Genomic DNA, 17,102 nt, shown 5'->3' with positions numbered 1-17,102 from the left:
CATGTCGCAGGCCGTCTATTTTCTGCTGTTGCCCAACGTGCTGTCGCTGGACGTCAGCGGCCCGGCGGAAACCCTGCGTCTCGCGGGGCAGTTCAGCCTGCGTTATCTCAGCCCGGCGCCGCAGATCGTCTGCTCCATCGGCATGACGCTGAGCGGCCTGCAGCCGTTGCCCGAACGCCTGGAAGACGGCGCCATCCTGGTGCTGCCGGGCGTCGGCGATTCGCAGCGCTATTTCGCCGGGGAAGAGGCCGAGCAGGCGCGCCGCTGGCTGGCAACGCTGCAGCCCGATCTGCAGCGACAGCGCATCACCCTGGTGTGCATCTGTTCCGGCGCGCTGCTGGCGGCGCAGGCCGGGCTGCTCGACGGCTATCAGTGCACCACCCACCACGACGTCATCGAACGTATCCGCCTGCAGGCGCCGGCGGCGCAGGTGAAAGAGAACCGTATCTTCGTCGAAGATCGCGGCGTCTACACCAGCGCGGGCATCACCACCGGCATCGATTTGGCGCTGCACCTGGTGCACCGCCACTGCGGCTCCGGCCGGGCGCGCGACGTCGCCCGCGATATGGTGGTCTATTTCCGCCGCGCCGGCGACGATCCGCAGCTGTCGCCCTGGCTGCGCTACCGCAACCATCTGCACCCGGCGGTGCACCGCGCGCAGGACGTGATGGCCGCCGAGCCGGAGGCCGACTGGTCGGTGCCACAGGTGGCGGAAAAAGCGCACGTCAGCAGCCGCCACCTGGCGCGGCTGTTTCGCAGCCACGTCGGCATCAGCGTGCGGGAATATCATGAGCAGCTGCGGTTGGCGGTGGCGCAACAGCGCCTGCAGCAAGGATATGGGTTGGAGAAGGCCGCGCTGGCGGCCGGTTTTTCTTCCGGGCGGCAGTTGCGCCGCGCCCAGCAGCGTCAGCGCTCGCCGCTATGACACCAGCCGGCGGGTATCCAGCCGCTGCAGGCCGACAGACAGCAGCAGGCTGAGACCCAACGCCACGCCGAACACCCAGAAGATATCCAGCAGCGGGTGGCCGGTGAAATCCAGGTGCCGGCTGCGCATCACGTTGACGATCAGGGCGTGAAAACCGTAGATCGCCAGCGAATGGCGGGAGAACGCGCTCAGCCAGCCGATCGGCTGCGGCAAACAGTGTTTCACCCACACCAGCAGCGCCACCGCCGCCATAAACACCAGCGGACCGCTGTAGATGTAGTAGGTATCGGCGAAATTGCCGTTGATGAACAGCTGGTGTTTGGTGCCGCGCGCGATCAGCGCTACGCACAGCACAAATCCCAGCGCCGCCAGCCAGCCCACGGCGCGCCCGCGCGCCTCCATCATGCCAATCGCCCGCCCGGCCAGCGCATACAGCAGGTAGTAGAAGGTATCGCCGTAGATATACAGGTTAACCGGCAGCAGGTGCACGTTGCCGAAGGTCAGCTTGTCGGTATTCGGGTTGGCGATCGCCGCCAACACCACCAGCGCGGCGGCCAGGTAACGGCGCGATACCGGCTTGACGCTGATCAGCGGCGACAGCAGGTAAATCACCGCAATGGCATAGAAAAACCACAGATGATAGAACACCGGCTTTTGCAGGATGGCGCGCAGCGACGGCCAGAAGCCGATCTTGGTAAAGGCCGCGATATAGATCAGCGCGATGGCGCTGTAGAACAGAATGCAGCAGGCGATACGGGTGAAATGCCGCCGGCCGGCGCTCTTGTCGCCGAAAAACAGGTAGCCGGAAATCATGAAAAACAGCGGCACCGACACGCGCGACAGCGAGTTCAGCACGTTGGCAATATCCCAGTTGTGCAGCCCTATCGCCGCGCCGTTGGTGACGTAATAGGTGGTGGCGTGGATCATCACCACCATCATGCACGCCATCGCCCGCAGATTGTCTATCCAACCGATTTTCTCGCTCAAACGCTCGCCCGATCTTGTGTCATATTGATAGGTTAAGAAGAGGTTATCGGGCACGGCGTTCGGCGACAACCCAAAAGCGAAATATCAGAATGCACTTAAACAACACCTTATGATTGCGAAGGTGAACAATTGGCGGCAAAATAGCCGCCACAACTCGCTCAGTTTGCGCCTCCCGCCCTGGCAGTTACTTTTTCTCTTTTACTATCAGTACAATAAAATGAAAACAACATTACCACCTGCGGCACGTTTGGGCCGACAGGCGCTTTTATTCCCTCTTTGTCTGGTGCTGTTCGAGTTCGCCACCTATATCGGCAACGATATGATTCAGCCGGGCATGCTGGCCGTCGTGGCGGATTTCAACGCCGGCGAAGAGTGGGTACCCACCTCGATGACCGCCTATCTGGCCGGCGGCATCTTCCTGCAGTGGCTGCTCGGGCCGCTGTCGGATCGCCGCGGCCGTCGCCCGGTGATGCTGGCCGGGGTGGCGTTCTTTATCGTCGCCTGCCTGGCGATCCTGCTGGTCACCACCATCGAACAGTTCATCGCCATGCGTTTCCTGCAGGGCATCGGCCTGTGCTTTATCGGCGCCGTCGGCTACGCCACCATTCAGGAGTCGTTTGAAGAATCGGTGTGCATCAAGATCACCGCACTGATGGCCAACGTGGCGCTGATCGCCCCGCTGCTCGGGCCGCTGGCCGGCGCGGCGCTGATCCACGTCGCGCCGTGGCAGAGCATGTTCGTGCTGTTCGCCGCGCTGGCGGCCATCGCCTTCTACGGCCTGTGGAAAGCGATGCCGGAAACCGCCACGCTGCAGGGCGAGGCGTTTTCCGCCGCCAACCTGTGGCGCGACTACCGCCAGGTGTTGGGCAACCGCCGCTTCCTGTGCGGCGCCCTGGCGATCGGTTTCGCCAGCCTGCCGCTGCTGGCCTGGATCGCCCAGTCGCCGGTGATCCTGATCAGCGGTGAGTCGCTGTCGACGCTGGATTACGGCCTGCTGCAAATCCCGGTATTCGGCGCGCTGATCCTCGGCAACCTGACGCTGGCGCGCCTGACCGGCAAAAATAGCGTGGAGCGCCTGATCAAGCTGGGTGCAGGCCCGATGCTGTTGGGGCTACTGATCGCCGCGCTGGCGACCCAGTTCTCCAGCCATGCCTACCTGTGGATGACCGCCGGCCTGAGCCTGTACGCCTTCGGCATTGGCCTCGCCAACGCCGGCCTGTACCGCCTGACGCTGTTCTCCAGCAATGTCAGCAAGGGCACCGTGTCGGCCACCATGGGCATGCTGAGCATGATGGTGTTCACCGTCGGCATCGAACTGGCCAAGGTCGCCTACGTCTGGGGCGGCAGCGGGCTGTTCAACCTGTTCAACCTCATCAGCGGCCTGTGCTGGCTGACGCTGGTGGCGCTGTTTATCGGCAAACGCCGCAACGGCGACCCCACGCCGCAGCCGACCGGCGCGGCTTAAATGCCACGATAAAACGCCGGTCCGGTTTCCCGACCGGCGTTTTTTATGCGGCTTCAGCCAAACAGTGCCCACAACGCATATCCTACCCCTATCACCGCCACCCCCAACAGCAGCGACGCCGACAGGACAGAGATCGCCCGCCGCGCGCGCTGCAGCGCCGTTCCCGACAGCAGGGTGATATAGGCCAGCAAAATGGCGAAGTCCGCCAGCACCCACAGTGCGGTCAGCAGCGTCAGGCTGGCGCCGACCGAAGGGGTGACGGCAATGAACTGCGGGAAAAAGGCGACGAAGAAGATAATGTCTTTGGGGTTGGCGATGCCCACCAGAAAACCGTTCAGGATCGCCGAGCGTTTTTGCGGCGGCGCAACGGGCTGCGCATCGGGGGTTCGCGCGGATAAATCCTCATACAGCGAGACGATCGCCAAGCGGCCGATATACAGGCAGCCCAGCAGGCCTACCCACTGCAGCATGCGCATATCCACCGCGAACAGCCCGGTGACAATCAGCGCGGCGGTGCCGATCAGCAACAAGGAGGCCCCGTTGCTGCCCAGCGCGGTCAACAGCGCACGCCTGGCGCCAAAGCGCGCCGCGGTGTTGGCCACCATCGCCACCACCGGCCCCGGCGTGGCGATCAGCAAAAAAATGGCGGCGAAATACGCCGCCAGTAACGACAGATTCATCTTTATTTCACTCACATTCAGTCAGTTGGCGTCGCACCATTATCATGCCGCCGCCCCCGCCTTGAAAAAGGAGTAATCCTGTCGTTTACTGTGAATCAGACTCATTATTAGAGACGCCGCGATGGCCAGTTCCCTTCCGCCGCTTTACGCCCTGCGCGCCTTCGAGAGCGCCGCCCGCACCGGCTCGTTCACGCTGGCCGCCGAGGAGCTGCATCTCACCCCGAGCGCCGTCAGCAAGCACATCAAAACGCTGGAGCAGCACTTCGGCTGCCGGCTGTTCCAGCGCAACGGCCCGCGCATCGAGGTCACGCCGCAGGGGAAAATCTTCGCCGCCGAGCTGCAGCAAGGGTTTGGCCGCATCGAGCAAGCCTGCGAGCTGTTCAGAAGCCACCGCGATCTGCTGCGGCTGAAGGCGCCCTCCACCCTGACCCTGCGCTGGCTGCTGGACTGCCTGAGCCGGTTCCGGCAAACGGCGCAGGCGTTCGAGGTACAGGCAGTCAGCGTCTGGATGGACATCGACAGCGTGGATTTTTTCAGCGAACCCTACGACTGCGCCATCCTGCTCGGCAACGGCCATTTCGGCGCCAACACCGCCGCCGCCAAGCTGTTCGACGAATGGCTGATCCCAATTTGCGCCCCCGCGCTGCTCGCCGACGGGCAGTGCGATCTCGCCGCCTGCCCGCTGATCCATCCTTCGCCCGATCGGCGCGACTGGCGGCGCTGGCTGCAAAAAAGCGGGTCCGCAGTCCCGATCGATCTCATGCGCGGCCAGGTGTTCGATTCGCTGGAACAGGGCAATACGGCGGCCATCGCCGGGCACGGCATCTCGATCGGCGATCTGGCGCTGAGCCTGCGGACCATTGAGGAAGGGGTGTTGGCGCTGCCTTGTGACGCCGCCGTACGCACCGGCGACGGTTACTATCTGGTTTGGCCGGCGGAGTCGGCGAAACGGCCGCTGATCGAACGTTTACAGGCGTTTCTCGCCGCCCAAACACCCGACGTCAGCCGGGCCGCCGTCAGATTTATCGGCTAGGGGAATTCTGCCTATCGCTCTTCGCGGGTATGCCAAATACGCAGAACATAAATCGTTGCCGGCTTCACCTGGTAACGTATCTCATAGCGGCCGACCAGAATACGCCTCACTTCCTGCGGTAAAAACTCGTCCAGTCTTTCACCCAGGCGAGGATTATCGAGCAACGCTTTAGGCGCGGCGACCAAGGCCTTCACCGAATTCGCTGCCGCAGTGCGGTTAGCCAAGGCAAGAAACTCAAACAAACGCGCCAAATCCGATAGCGCCTTACTCGTCCATTTTAACTCCATCAGCGCGGTACCGGCAGCGGCTCGTCACTGTCCAGGCTGGCCGCCCAGGCTTCTACCGACTCATGATCGATAACGTTATGCTGTTCGACATCGGCCAGCGCCGCCAGCGTTAATCGGCGGCGCTCTTCCTCTTGCTCGAGCCAGGCGGTGAGGGCTTGCTTCACTATCCATCCCCGTGAGCGTTCAAGTTTGGCGGCCATTTCATCCACCTTTTCAGCCAAAGGCAGCGGGACATGAGCGGTGATGACTTTCGTATTCATCGTCTTGCTCCTCAGTACAATCAATATCAATCAAAGTGATTAAAGCTGATTATACCGCCATCAGAGAACAAAAAACACGCAATCAGTTGCCGAACAACCCACCGTCGCGCAGCGGATGCTCGTTACCCTTGCGGCGGGTAAAGCCGCTGCGATCGAAGAACTCCAGCACCTGGATCGCCAGCTTGCGCCCGACGCCGAGCCGATCGCGGAAGTCGGCGGCGTTGGCGCCGCCCCGCTCCGCATCCAGCTCGCGGATCAGCGCCGCGAACTGATCGATGCGTCGGCTGAGGTAGTAGCGATCCACCACCACCGCCGTCACATGGCCCAGCTGAGCCGCCTTGCGCAGCAGCGCTCGCACCCGGCTCTCCTCTTCGCCCAACTCGCTGGCCAGATCGCGCACCCACCACGGCTCGTCACCAAACAGCGGTTCGATGCGCGCCCACAGCGGCGCCTCGTCGGCGCTGAACGCCAGGCCGTGTTCCGGCAGGTGCAGCCAGCCGCGCGTATTGCGCAGCGCCCCGCCCTTCAGCAGCCGGTCGATCATCATAAACACCAACGCTTCCGGCTGCTGAGGCAACGCCATGCGCCGCAGGCGGGCGCGCCCTAACCCCAGCTGGTCGGCGTGCTGTTGGTGGTACTCCGCCAGCACCTGCAGCAGCCGGCTCTCCGCCTGTTGCACCTGATCCTGCGCGAGCGCCCGGTCACCGACGATCAGCAGATCGCGGTCCGCCAGCAGTGCCGCCAGGCCGTCGTCGGTCAACTGACGCGCCCAGGCGAACGCCGCCAGCGACAGCGCGCCCTGCGGCAGCTCAAGCGCCAGCGCCTGCGCATCGTCTTGCGCCTGCGCCAGAGCCTGCAGCCATGCCAGGTAGTCCGGCTGGCGCTTGCCGCGCTTGGGGGCGCTCAGCCTGAGCACCCGGGCCGCGCCCAGCGTTTGCCGTGCGCCGATGTCGCGCAGCACCAGCCGATCGTTTTCCGCCAGCCACAGCGGGCGATCGAGGATCAGTTCCGCCAACCCGTCGTTCAGCAGCGAAATGCGCCCGGTGATGTGGCTGGCGGCATGGTGCAGATGCAGCGGCTGCCAATGGCGGATCGGCCGATCCGCTTCCAGCGCCACCAGAATGCGTTCCGCCGCTTCCGGTGGACGCTGCGCCAGCAGCCAGTCGCCGCGCGCGATCCGGTCTTTATCGACATCGCCGCTGATGTTCAACGCAATGCGTTGCCCGGCCTGCGCCTGCTCCACGGTCTGATTTTGGGCGTGCAGGCCACGCACCCGCACCGGCGCGTCGGCGCCGGTCAGCCACAGCGTATCCCCCACCTGCACCCGACCGCCGAGCGCGGTGCCGGTCACCACCAGCCCCGCCCCTTTGACGCTGAACGCACGGTCTACCGCCAGGCGAAAACGGCGCGTCAACGCGTGCTCGCCGGAGGGCAGCGCCAGCAAATGCGCGCGCAGCGCCTCGATGCCTTCCCCCGCCGCCGCCGCGGTAACAAACAGCGGCGCATCGGGCCAGCCCTGGCGCACCAGTTCGTCGCGCACCTGGCGGCGTACCTCGTCGACACGCGCCGCGTCCACCCGGTCGGCCTTGGTCAACGCCACCGTCAGCGCCGGGCGCCCGCTCAGGCGCAGGATCGCCAGATGCTCGCGGGTTTGCGCCATCACGCCGTCGTCGCAGGCCACCACCAGCAATGCATGGTCGATACCGCCGACGCCCGCCAGCATATTGGCGAGGAATTTCTCGTGGCCGGGCACGTCGATAAAACCCAGCACCCGGCCGTCCGGCTGCGGCCAGTAGGCGTAACCCAGATCGATGGTCATGCCGCGGCGCTTTTCTTCCGGCAGGCGATCCGCGTTGATCCCCGAGATCGCCTGCAGCAGGGTGGTTTTGCCATGATCGACATGGCCGGCGGTGGCGATGATCATGAGGCGCTCAGCGCGTCGATCAGCGCCCCTTCCTGTTCCAGACAGCGCAGATCCAGCCACAGCCGGCCGTCGCCGAGGCGGCCGATCACCGGCTGCGGCAGGCGGCGCCAGCGTTCAGCCAACGCCTCCAGCGTGGCGCCACGGCCGTCGCGCGGCGTGAAGGTCAGCGCATAGCTGGGCAGGCGATCCACCGGCAGTGAACCGCTGCCAATCTGCGACCAGCACGGTTCGGCACGCAGCTCGAAATCGGCGGTGAACCGTGGCGTCAGCGCCACCAGCAGCCGCTCGGCCGCCTGTTGCATCTCCTGCTGCGGGCGGGTCAGCAGCCGCAGCGTCGGCAGCTGCTCAGCCAGTTTTTCCGGCTGCAGATAGAGCCGCAACGTGGCCTCCAGGGCCGCCAACGTCAGCTTACCGACGCGCAGCGCGCGTTTGAGCGGATGCTGCTGCAGGCGAGCGATCAGCGCCTTTTTGCCGACGATGATGCCGGCCTGCGGGCCGCCCAACAGCTTATCGCCGGAGAACGTCACCAGATCGATACCGGCGGCCAGCAGCCTCTGCGGCATCGGCTCGGCGGGCAGGCCGTACTGCGCCATGTCAATCAGCGAGCCGCTGCCCAGATCGGTGGCGGTCGGCACGCCCTGTTCGGCCCCGAGCTGCGCCAATTCGGCCTCGTCGACCGCCGCGGTAAAGCCCTGAATGCTGTAGTTGCTGGTGTGCACCTTCATCAACAGGCCGGTCTGCTCGTTGATGGCCTGGCGGTAATCCTTCAGATGGGTGCGGTTGGTGGTGCCGACTTCCACCAGTTGGCAGCCGGCCTGGCGCATCACGTCGGGAATGCGGAACGCACCGCCGATTTCCACCAGCTCGCCGCGCGACACCACCACCTCTTTGCCGGGGGCGATCGCCGCCAGCATCAGCAGCACCGCCGCCGCGTTGTTATTGACGATGCAGGCGTCTTCCGCGCCGGTCAGCCGGCACAGCAGATCTGCCACCGCCCGATCGCGATGGCCGCGCCCGGCGCCGTCCAGATCGTACTCCAGCGTCACCGCCTCTCCCATCACCGCGCTCACCGCCTCCTTCACCGGCTGCGCCAGCAGGGCGCGCCCGAGGTTGGTGTGCAATACGGTGCCGCTGAGGTTGAACACCGGCAGCAAAGCCGGGCGTTGCTGCCGGGCCAGCTCCGCCCGCAGCGCCTGCGGCCAGTCGCCGCACCAGGCGGGTAAACGTTGCTGTTGCTTGATAGCGGCGCGCGCCTCGGCCTGCAGCCGGCGCAGCAGTTCGCCGATCAGCGTCTGGCCATGCTGCGCCACCAGCGGTTCAATCGCGGGTTCTCGCAGCAGGCGGTCAATGGCGGGCAGTTGGCTGTAAAGAAGGTGGGATTCAGTGCTCATGGTCGCTCGGTTTTCAGTTTAGACGTATCGGCATAGCAAAACCCCGCCGCGGCGGGGAGAAAAGAACGTTCAGGGCGGCGCAGTGCGGGCGAAGCTTTCGCGAGCGAACAGGCGTTCAGCCAGCTTGACCAGCGCCGGGCGCTCGACGCACCAGTTCGGCAGGATGCGGCGGAAATTGAGGTAGCCCAGCGCGCAGCCGGTGGCGATATCCGCCAGCGTCAGCCGCTCGGCATTGAGCCACGTTTTTTCCCGCGCCAGCGCCTCGAGCGCATCCAACCCCTGCGTCAGCTTGTCACGCTGGCGCAGCATCCAGTTTTCGTCCTGTTTTTCCGGCGCGCGCCGGCTTTCGCGAAACAGGGTCGCCGCCGCGTCGGTCACGCCGTCCGCCAGCGCCGCCACCTGGCGAACGCGCAGCGCGGCGGCGCGTTCAGCCGGCAAAAACGCCGGCTCCACCGCCAGCAGCTCAAGGTATTCGGCCACCACCGGCGAGTCGTAAAACACCTCGCCGTCATCGGCGATCAGCACCGGCACCTTGGCGAGCGGGTTCAGCTCCTTCACCCGGCTGCCGGGCTCATACGGCGGATCGTTGACGAATTCGAACGCGATCCCCTTCTCCAGCAGCATCACGGAAATCTTGCGCACAAAGGGACTGGTGTAACTGCCGATAAGCTTCATCCGATCTCCTCCGCTTCGTCCTGGCCACGGCGCAATGCGCTTACTTCACCGCCAGGGTATCGATAATCCGCTGCACCAGCGCCTGATGCACTTCCGGCGTTTTGGCCGGCGACAGCATTTGCAGCGTCACTACCCGCTTGTTGAACACCGTCAACACCAGGGTGGAGACCACCTTTTGCCCGTTGACGGTCTGCTCGGTATCCACCCGGCGAAACTTCTGTTTGCCGACGCTGAAGTTCTCTTCTTTGGTGGTCTGGATATTCTGATAGCGTTCGGCCAGCACCGTGATGGCGCTCTGCGCCAGCTCTTTCAGCATTTTGTCGCTGGTGTTGAGCTTCATGCCGTCCGGCGGGATCACTTCGGACGAGACCGCGCTCTGGCGCGACTTGCCGTCGAGAAAGCGCTGAATGGTGGAGGTGCTGTCGTTGATGATGCCGCTGTTCAGCGTCTGATCGCTAAAGCCCGGCGGCAGCTCGAAGGTGATTTTGCCCTTCTGCAGCGAGACGTTCAGCCCCGGTGGCGCGGGCGGGGTTTCTACCGGCGCAGGCGGCGGCGGTGGCGCGGGCTGCGTCACGGTCGGCTTGGTGTCCGGTGGCGGCACCGCCGGTTTGGTGTCGTCCTTGTTGTCGCAGGCCGCCAGTCCAACCGCCAACACGGCGACCGCGGTCAGTTTTGCCAGGGTGTTTAACATCGTGGTTCCTTTCGCTTGGCGCGTTATGGCCTAAACGTAGCAACTCGCCCGGGCGAATGCCAGAAGCCCGTGCTGAAATTGCTGGTCCGGCCCCGCGCGAACGGGGCCGGGCGGTTACTCCGCCGGGAACAGGAACGGATTGATGCTGCTGCGGCCGAAGCCTTCTTCTTCCATGCGGGCGTCCAGCACCAGCGAAGCCAGATCGTCGGCCACCGCTTCGACCTGCGGGTCTTTTTCCTGATAGAGGATCTTCAGGTAAGTGCCGCAGTCGCCGCAGCTCTCCGCCTTCACCGCCGCCTGCTCGCTGTCCAGCGACCAGTAGTTGAGATCGCGGGTCTGCTCGCAGTTGCTGCACTTCACCCGCACCACGTGCCATTCGCTTTCGCACAGGTTGCAGTACAGGTAGCGCAGGCCGTTGACGGTGCCGATGTGCACCATGCTGGAGACCGGGATGCTGCCGCACACCGGGCAGAATTGGCGCTGCTCGCCGTATTCGGCGCGCGCCTTGCCGGGGATCAGGCTGGCCATCTGCGCCCAATAGAGCGACAGCGCGGCCCAGAGAAACGGCGCCTTCTCGCTGCCCACCTTGCCGAACTCGCGGTTGAGCAAGGCGTCGGCCATCAGCTCCAGCTCGTGCGCCGAGGCTTTCTCCAGGTTGTCCAGCACCGCCAGGATATGCTCCGGCGCCTGCGGGCGCAGCTCGGCGATCAGCGACGTCAGCAGCTTGCGCCAGTGCTCGCTGCGCGGGAACACGCTCAGATCGAGCGGCGGTTTGCCGCTGGCGGCGCCCTGCGCCAGCGCTTCGCTCAGATCGAGCTGCAACGGGTTATCGTGCAGCGCATGCTGCTGCGCCTGCGCCAGCTCGGCGGCGAAGTTCAGGTAGTCGCCCAGCGGATTGTCGACCGCCAGCTGACGCAGACGATCGGCGCGGCGGCTGTACAGGCTTTTCAGGTTGGCGAAAAGTAACGGCGGGATGTTCTCCGCCGTTGTGGACTTCTCACGCTGTGCCCCTAACTGCTCTTTAGGAACGATGCGGATACTCATCAGGGTTTATCTTCCTGTCGTTTCTCGCGGACCTCACGGTACCAGCGCGGATGATGTTTCTTGGCCCAGGCCGCCGGCACCCAGCCTTCCACCATCGCGGTAATGGTGCCTTTTACCCACAATGCGGCGTAAATGTGCACCATAATCACGATAATCAGGCCGACCGCGGCCAGCGAATGCACCAGCAGCGCGATGCGGATCAGCGGGATGGAGAACGACGGCGCAAAATACGGCCGCCAGATCACCACGCCGCTGGCCAGCAACAGCACCAGGCTGATAATCGCCGCCCAGAACACGCACTTCTGGCCGAAATTATAGCGCCCGGTGTCACCCACTTCCTCGTTCATGGCGATTTTGTGGATGTTCTTGGCCCAGACGATATCTTCCCGGTTGATCAGGTTATGCTTCCAGTAGCGCAGGAACATCAGCAGGAACGCGGCAAACATGATCACCCCGACAAACGGGTGCAGAATGCGCGCCAGCTGCGGCGTCCCGAAGATGTTCATCAGCCAGTTGAAGGAGGGGAAGAAGAACCCCAGCCCGCTGATGGCGGCGAACACGAAGCAGAACGCCACGATCCAGTGGTTGATGCGCTCCGGTGCGCTGTAACGCTGAATGGGCTTTTCCTTTCTCATTTGCGCGTCTCCTCGTCATGCGACTCGTCGTGCTCGTCCTCATCGTCGACGCGGTTAGGCCCGACGCCGACATAGTGGAACACGCTGGCCGCGAAGGTGGCGGCAAAGCCGATGGCCGCCAGGGGTTTCCACACGCCCTTCCAGAAGGTCACCGCCGGGCTGATGCTCGGGTTGTCCGGCAAACCGTGGTACAGCTGCGGTTTGTCGGCGTGGTGCAGCACATACATCACGTGCGTGCCACCCACCCCCGCCGGATCGTACAAACCGGCGTTCTGGTAGCCGCGGGTGTTCAGCTCGCTGACGCGATCCGCCGCCACCTGCTTCATCGCTTCCTTGGTGCCGAAGTGAATGGCGCCGGTCGGGCAGGTTTTCACGCAGGCCGGTTCCTGGCCGACGTCCACGCGGTCGACGCACAGGGTGCACTTGTACACCCGGTTGTCGTCCTTGTTCATGCGCGGCACGTCGAACGGGCAGCCGGCGATGCAGTAGCCGCAGCCGATGCAGTGCTCGGACTGGAAGTCGACGATGCCGTTGGCGTACTGAATGATCGCGCCTTCCGACGGGCAGGCCTTCAGGCAGCCCGGATCGGCGCAGTGCATGCAGCCATCCTTGCGGATCAGCCATTCCAGCTTGCCGTTTTCCTCCACCTCGGAGAAGCGCATCACCGTCCACGACTTGGCGGTCAGATCGGCGGGGTTATCGTACACCCCGACGTTGTGCCCCACTTCGTCGCGGATGTCGTTCCATTCGGAACAGGCCACCTGACAGGCCTTGCAGCCGATACAGGTGGTGACATCGATCAGCTTGGCCACTTCTTCCTGGTGGTCACGGGCGCGCGGCGCCGGCGTGAAACCATTGGTGGCGGATTTACGAATGATGTCTTGAGATTGCATGGCCATAATTCGTCTCCGTTACACCTTTTCCACGTTGACCAGGAACGCCTTGAACTCCGGCGTTTGCGTATTGGCGTCGCCGACGAACGGCGTCAGCGTGTTGGCGATAAAGCCTTTCTTCGCCACCCCTTCGTAACCCCAGTGGATCGGGATGCCGATGGTGTCGACTTCCTGGCCGTGCACCTGCAGTGTGCGAATACGCTTGGTCACCACCGCCTTGGCCTTGATGTAGCCGCGGTTGGAGCTGACTTTCACGGTGTCGCCCTGCTTGATGCCCTTCTTCTCCGCCAGCTTTTCGCCGATCTCCACGAACTGCTCCGGCTGCGCGATGGCGTTCAGCCGCGCGTGCTTGGTCCAGTAGTGGAAGTGCTCGGTCAGACGATAGGTGGTGCCGACGTAAGGGAACTTGTCGGATTTGCCCATCGCCGCCAGATCGTCCTTGAACACGCGCGCCGCCGGGTTGGACACCACGTTCGGGTGCAGCGGGTTGGTGCCGAGCGGCGTTTCGAACGGCTCGTAGTGTTCAGGGAACGGCCCTTCCGCCATCTTGTCGGTGGCGAACAGGCGGCCCATGCCTTCCGGCTGCATGATGAACGGCCCGACGTCGCTGCCCGGCGCGGCGGTGCTGTAGTCCGGGATATCGGCCCCGACCCACTTGGCGCCGTCCCACTCCAGCAGTTGGCGTTTCGGATCCCACGGTTTACCCTGCGGGTCCGCCGAGGCGCGGTTGTACAGGATGCGGCGGTTGAGCGGCCATGCCCAGGCCCAGCCCAGCGTATTGCCGAGGCCGGACGGATCGGCGTTGTCACGCCGCGCCATCTGGTTGCCGGCCGGCGTCCAGCTGCCGGCGAAGATCCAGCAGCCGCTGGCGGTGGTGCCGTCGTCACGCAGCTGCGCGAACGAGCTGAGCAGCTCGCCTTTTTTCACCAGCACTTTGCCGTCGGCATCCAGTAGATCCGCCAGCGCCTTGCCGTTGTTTTCCTGCGCCACCTCTTCCGGCGCCGGGTTGTCCGGCGTCAGGTAGTCCCAGGTCATGTTCAGCACCTGTTCTGGCACCGCACCGCCGTCGCGCGCATACATCTCGCGCAGGCGGCTGAAGATGCCCGCCAGGATCTCGCCGTCGTTCAGCGCTTCGCCCGGGGCGTCCGCGCCTTTCCAGTGCCACTGCAGCCAGCGGCCGGAGTTGACGATCGAGCCGTTTTCTTCGGCGAAGCAGGTAGACGGCAGGCGGAACACTTCGGTCTGGATCTGCGAAGGGTCTACCTCGTTAAACTCGCCGTGGTTCTGCCAGAAGTTGGAGGTCTCGGTGTTCAACGGATCGATGGTCACCAGGAACTTCAGCTTGGACAGCGAAGCCACTACCTTGTTTTTGTTCGGGAACGACGCCACCGGGTTAAAGCCCTGGCAGAAGTAGCCGTTGACCTTGCCCTGCGCCATCATCTCGAAGTACTGCAGCACGTCGTAGCCTTTGTCCCACTTCGGCAACCAGTCAAAGCCCCAGCTGTTGTCCTTCTGCGCCTTGTCGCCGTAGAAAGTCTTCATCATGCTGACGAAGAATTTCGGGTAGTTGCCCCAGTAGTTCACCTGGCCCGGCAGCAGCGCCTTCGGCGTGTTGGCCTTCAGGTAGGTCTCGAGATCGGTCTGTTTCTCCGACGGCAGCGTCATGTAGCCCGGCAGGCTCTGCGACAGCAGGCCGAGATCGGTCAGACCCTGGATGTTGGAGTGGCCGCGCAGCGCGTTGACGCCGCCGCCCGCCATGCCCATGTTGCCGAGCAGCAGCTGGATCATCGCCATGGTGCGGATGTTCTGCGCGCCGACCGAGTGCTGAGTCCAGCCCAGGGCGTACAGGAACGAAGCGGTTTTATCCGCGACGCAGGTTTCGGCGATGTATTCGCACACCTTGAGGAAATCGTCCTTCGGCGTGCCGCAGATGTTGGTCACCACGTCAGGCGTGTAGCGGCTCACGTGCTGCTTCAGCATGTTCCACACGCAGCGCGGATCCTGCAGCGTGACGTCGCGCTTGGCGAAGCCGTTCTCGTCGAACTGGTAATTCCAGGTGGTTTTGTCGTACTTGCGGTTTTCCGCGTCGTAGCCGCTGAACAAGCCGTCTTCGAAGGCAAAATCTTCCCGCACCAGCAGGCTGGCGTTGGTGTAGGCCTCGACGTATTCGCGGTTGAACTTGTTGTTGGTCATCAGATACAGCAACACGCCCGACAGGAAAGCGATGTCGGTCCCGGAGCGGATCGGCGTGTAGAAGTCCGCCACCGATGCGGTTCGGGTAAAGCGCGGATCGATCACGATCAGCTTGGCATTGTTGTGTATTTTGGCTTCCATCGCCCAGCGGAACCCCACCGGATGCGCTTCCGCCGCATTACCGCCCATGACGATAATCAAATTCGCGTTCTTGATATCAACCCAGTGGTTGGTCATCGCACCGCGACCAAATGTTGGAGCAAGACTTGCTACCGTTGGTCCGTGTCAGACACGCGCCTGGTTGTCTACGGCAAGCATGCCGAGAGCGCGACTAAATTTTTGCGACAGAAAACCGGTTTCGTTGCTGGCGGCCGAGGCGCACAGCATGCCGGTGGTCAGCCAACGGTTGACGGTAACGCCCTGATCGTTGGTTTTGATGAAGTTGGCGTCGCGGTCTTCTTTCACCAGCTTGGCGATGCGGGTGAAGGCGTCGTCCCAGCTGATGCGTTGCCATTTGTCCGACCCTGGCGCCCGGTATTCCGGGTACTTGAGGCGGCTTTCGCTGTGGATGAAGTCAACCAGACCGGCGCCTTTCGGGCAAAGCGCGCCGCGGTTTACCGGATGATCCGGGTCCCCTTCGATATGGAAAATGCTTTCTTTGGCGTTCTTGGCGCCATCACCAAGGCTGTACATCAACAGCCCACAGCCGACGGAACAATACGTACAGGTATTACGGGTCTCGCGGGCGCGCAGCAGTTTGTACTGCCGGGTTTCCGCCAACGCCACGTCGGGGGCAAAGCCCAGCGCGGCCACCGTCGTTCCTGCCATACCGCCAGCGCAGATCTTAAAGAACTGCCTTCTGCTGACCTGCATGGGGGTCTCCTTTACTCTCGATTGTCACATTGTTCAAATGCGCCTGCCCGCTAGCGCGGCAAACGCGAATGTCACTGTTGTTATGCTTGCTACGAACGCCGGCCATATTACCACAGCGTGCTTGTGGTTGTTACACACTCGTGCTCATTCAGTGAACGCATTGGCACATTTCGATACATTTCGGCGTTGGCGCTCCCTACAGTATAGAGAGTAACCCACGCGCCGGATCGACGGCTTGACACGGCCCCCCGCCGCCCTCTTCTATCAGTATGTTAGCGCAGCGACCCGCTCATTAACCACACAGTTCACAGGGCATTGATAATCATTTTCAATATCATTTAATTAACTATAATGATCCGACTGCTTACGCGGTGCTCGCCCTTTGCGCCGCCCATACACCACTGGAGATGATGATTATGAGTTATTCACTGCCATCCCTGCCGTACGCTTACGACGCACTGGAACCGCATTTCGACAAGCAGACGATGGAAATCCATCACACCAAACACCACCAGACCTACGTCAACAACGCCAACACCGTGCTGGAAGCCTACCCTGAGCTGGCCAAATACAGCGTTGAAGAGCTGATCCAGGATCTGGATAAAGTGCCTGCCGACAAACGCACCTTCATGCGCAACAACGCCGGCGGCCACGCCAACCACAGCTTCTTCTGGAAAAACCTGAAAACCGGCACCACGCTGGGCGGCGATCTGAAAGCGGCCATCGAGCGCGATTTCGGCAGCGTTGAGAAATTCCAGGAAGAGTTCGAGAAAGCCGCAGCCACCCGCTTCGGTTCCGGTTGGGCCTGGCTGGTGCTGAAAGACGGCAAACTGGCCGTGGTGTCTACCGCTAACCAGGACAGCCCGCTGATGGGCGAAGCCGTTGCCGGTGCTTCCGGTTTCCCAATCATCGGCCTGGACGTGTGGGAACACGCTTACTACCTGAAATATCAGAACAAACGTCCTGACTACATCAAGGCGTTCTGGAACGTGGTCAACTGGGACGAAGCCGCCGCACGCTTCGCCGCGAAGAAGTAATTCGCCCCCGTTGATGAAGATGCCCGCCACCGGCGGGTATTTTTTTGCCTGAAATCCGCTAAAGTTTGACCACTTCTTGCCGATGGTTTGTTCAATTGACGTTCGCCCG

16 protein-coding genes are annotated in these 17,102 nt (G+C 63.1%); 4 read left to right on the top strand and 12 right to left on the bottom strand.

All coding sequences use genetic code 11. The annotated features are described in order from the left end of the window. The first annotated feature begins 1 nt into the window (after nt 1). A complete protein-coding gene (locus tag QDT79_RS04730) occupies nt 2-925 on the top strand; it encodes a GlxA family transcriptional regulator (RefSeq protein WP_308316238.1) in 924 nt (307 codons plus the stop codon). On the opposite strand, the gene QDT79_RS04725 is transcribed toward QDT79_RS04730, so the two are convergent. After that, nucleotides 920-1,912: an acyltransferase gene (locus QDT79_RS04725; RefSeq protein WP_063989138.1), complete on the bottom strand. Its 993-nt coding sequence runs from the start codon at nt 1,910-1,912 to the stop codon at nt 920-922. The two genes, QDT79_RS04730 and QDT79_RS04725, sit on opposite strands and share 6 nt — an antisense overlap. Nucleotides 1,913-2,129: 217 nt before the next feature. Here QDT79_RS04725 and QDT79_RS04720 point away from each other — a divergent pair, with 217 nt between their 5' ends. After that, nucleotides 2,130-3,377, top strand: coding sequence for an MFS transporter (locus QDT79_RS04720; protein ID WP_063989204.1), 1,248 nt, complete (start codon nt 2,130-2,132; stop codon nt 3,375-3,377). Between the two features lie 53 nt (nt 3,378-3,430). On the opposite strand, the gene QDT79_RS04715 is transcribed toward QDT79_RS04720, so the two are convergent. Next, nucleotides 3,431-4,057, bottom strand: coding sequence for a LysE family translocator (locus QDT79_RS04715; protein WP_063989139.1), 627 nt, complete (start codon nt 4,055-4,057; stop codon nt 3,431-3,433). A 121-nt stretch (nt 4,058-4,178) separates the two neighbouring features. Between QDT79_RS04715 and QDT79_RS04710 the strand changes: the two genes are divergently transcribed. Next, complete coding sequence (locus QDT79_RS04710) at nt 4,179-5,090, top strand: LysR family transcriptional regulator (RefSeq protein WP_149559913.1); 912 nt, start codon at nt 4,179-4,181, stop codon at nt 5,088-5,090. A gap of 11 nt (nt 5,091-5,101) precedes the next feature. Here QDT79_RS04710 and QDT79_RS04705 read toward each other — a convergent pair whose 3' ends face one another. The 10 genes from QDT79_RS04705 to fdnG form a co-directional block, all read right to left on the bottom strand. After that, complete coding sequence (locus tag QDT79_RS04705) at nt 5,102-5,377, bottom strand: type II toxin-antitoxin system RelE/ParE family toxin (protein ID WP_063989141.1); 276 nt, start codon at nt 5,375-5,377, stop codon at nt 5,102-5,104. Next, the gene (locus tag QDT79_RS04700; RefSeq protein ID WP_063989142.1) at nt 5,377-5,637 is read right to left on the bottom strand and encodes a CopG family ribbon-helix-helix protein; all 261 of its coding nucleotides are present in this window, start codon (nt 5,635-5,637) and stop codon (nt 5,377-5,379) included. Before QDT79_RS04700 ends, QDT79_RS04705 begins: the two co-directional genes overlap by 1 nt. Nucleotides 5,638-5,719: 82 nt before the next feature. Next, the gene (selB, locus tag QDT79_RS04695) at nt 5,720-7,561 is read right to left on the bottom strand and encodes a selenocysteine-specific translation elongation factor (RefSeq protein WP_308316237.1); all 1,842 of its coding nucleotides are present in this window, start codon (nt 7,559-7,561) and stop codon (nt 5,720-5,722) included. After that, a complete protein-coding gene (gene selA / locus QDT79_RS04690; protein ID WP_308316236.1) occupies nt 7,558-8,952 on the bottom strand; it encodes an L-seryl-tRNA(Sec) selenium transferase in 1,395 nt (464 codons plus the stop codon). The genes selB and selA overlap by 4 nt, the downstream gene beginning before the upstream one ends. 69 nt (nt 8,953-9,021) lie before the next feature. After that, complete coding sequence (locus QDT79_RS04685) at nt 9,022-9,627, bottom strand: glutathione S-transferase (RefSeq protein WP_063989145.1); 606 nt, start codon at nt 9,625-9,627, stop codon at nt 9,022-9,024. 40 nt (nt 9,628-9,667) lie between these two features. Then, nucleotides 9,668-10,318, bottom strand: coding sequence for a DcrB/PsbP domain-containing protein (locus QDT79_RS04680; RefSeq protein WP_033636562.1), 651 nt, complete (start codon nt 10,316-10,318; stop codon nt 9,668-9,670). A 114-nt stretch (nt 10,319-10,432) separates the two neighbouring features. Beyond that, nucleotides 10,433-11,362: a formate dehydrogenase accessory protein FdhE gene (gene fdhE, locus QDT79_RS04675; protein WP_308316235.1), complete on the bottom strand. Its 930-nt coding sequence runs from the start codon at nt 11,360-11,362 to the stop codon at nt 10,433-10,435. Next, nucleotides 11,362-11,997 (bottom strand): formate dehydrogenase cytochrome b556 subunit, encoded by a 636-nt coding sequence (gene fdoI / locus QDT79_RS04670; protein WP_004934017.1) that lies wholly within the window; start codon nt 11,995-11,997, stop codon nt 11,362-11,364. The genes fdhE and fdoI overlap by 1 nt, the downstream gene beginning before the upstream one ends. Then, entirely contained in the window at nt 11,994-12,896 is a 903-nt protein-coding gene (gene fdxH, locus QDT79_RS04665) for a formate dehydrogenase subunit beta (protein ID WP_033649532.1), read from the bottom strand. The genes fdoI and fdxH overlap by 4 nt, the downstream gene beginning before the upstream one ends. A 12-nt stretch (nt 12,897-12,908) precedes the next feature. Continuing rightward, on the bottom strand, nt 12,909-15,956 hold the full coding sequence (gene fdnG, locus QDT79_RS04660; RefSeq protein ID WP_107227524.1) for a formate dehydrogenase-N subunit alpha: 3,048 nt from the start codon (nt 15,954-15,956) through the stop codon (nt 12,909-12,911). 416 nt (nt 15,957-16,372) lie between these two features. Here fdnG and sodA point away from each other — a divergent pair, with 416 nt between their 5' ends. Then, entirely contained in the window at nt 16,373-16,993 is a 621-nt protein-coding gene (gene sodA / locus QDT79_RS04655) for a superoxide dismutase [Mn] (protein WP_004934003.1), read from the top strand. The last annotated feature ends 109 nt before the right edge of the window (nt 16,994-17,102 follow it).

The organism is Serratia marcescens, from assembly GCF_029846115.1.
Classification (GTDB): Bacteria; Pseudomonadota; Gammaproteobacteria; order Enterobacterales; family Enterobacteriaceae; genus Serratia; species Serratia marcescens_L.
Note: the sequence above shows the minus strand (reverse complement) of the source record. Positions and strands in the feature narration are given on the sequence as shown.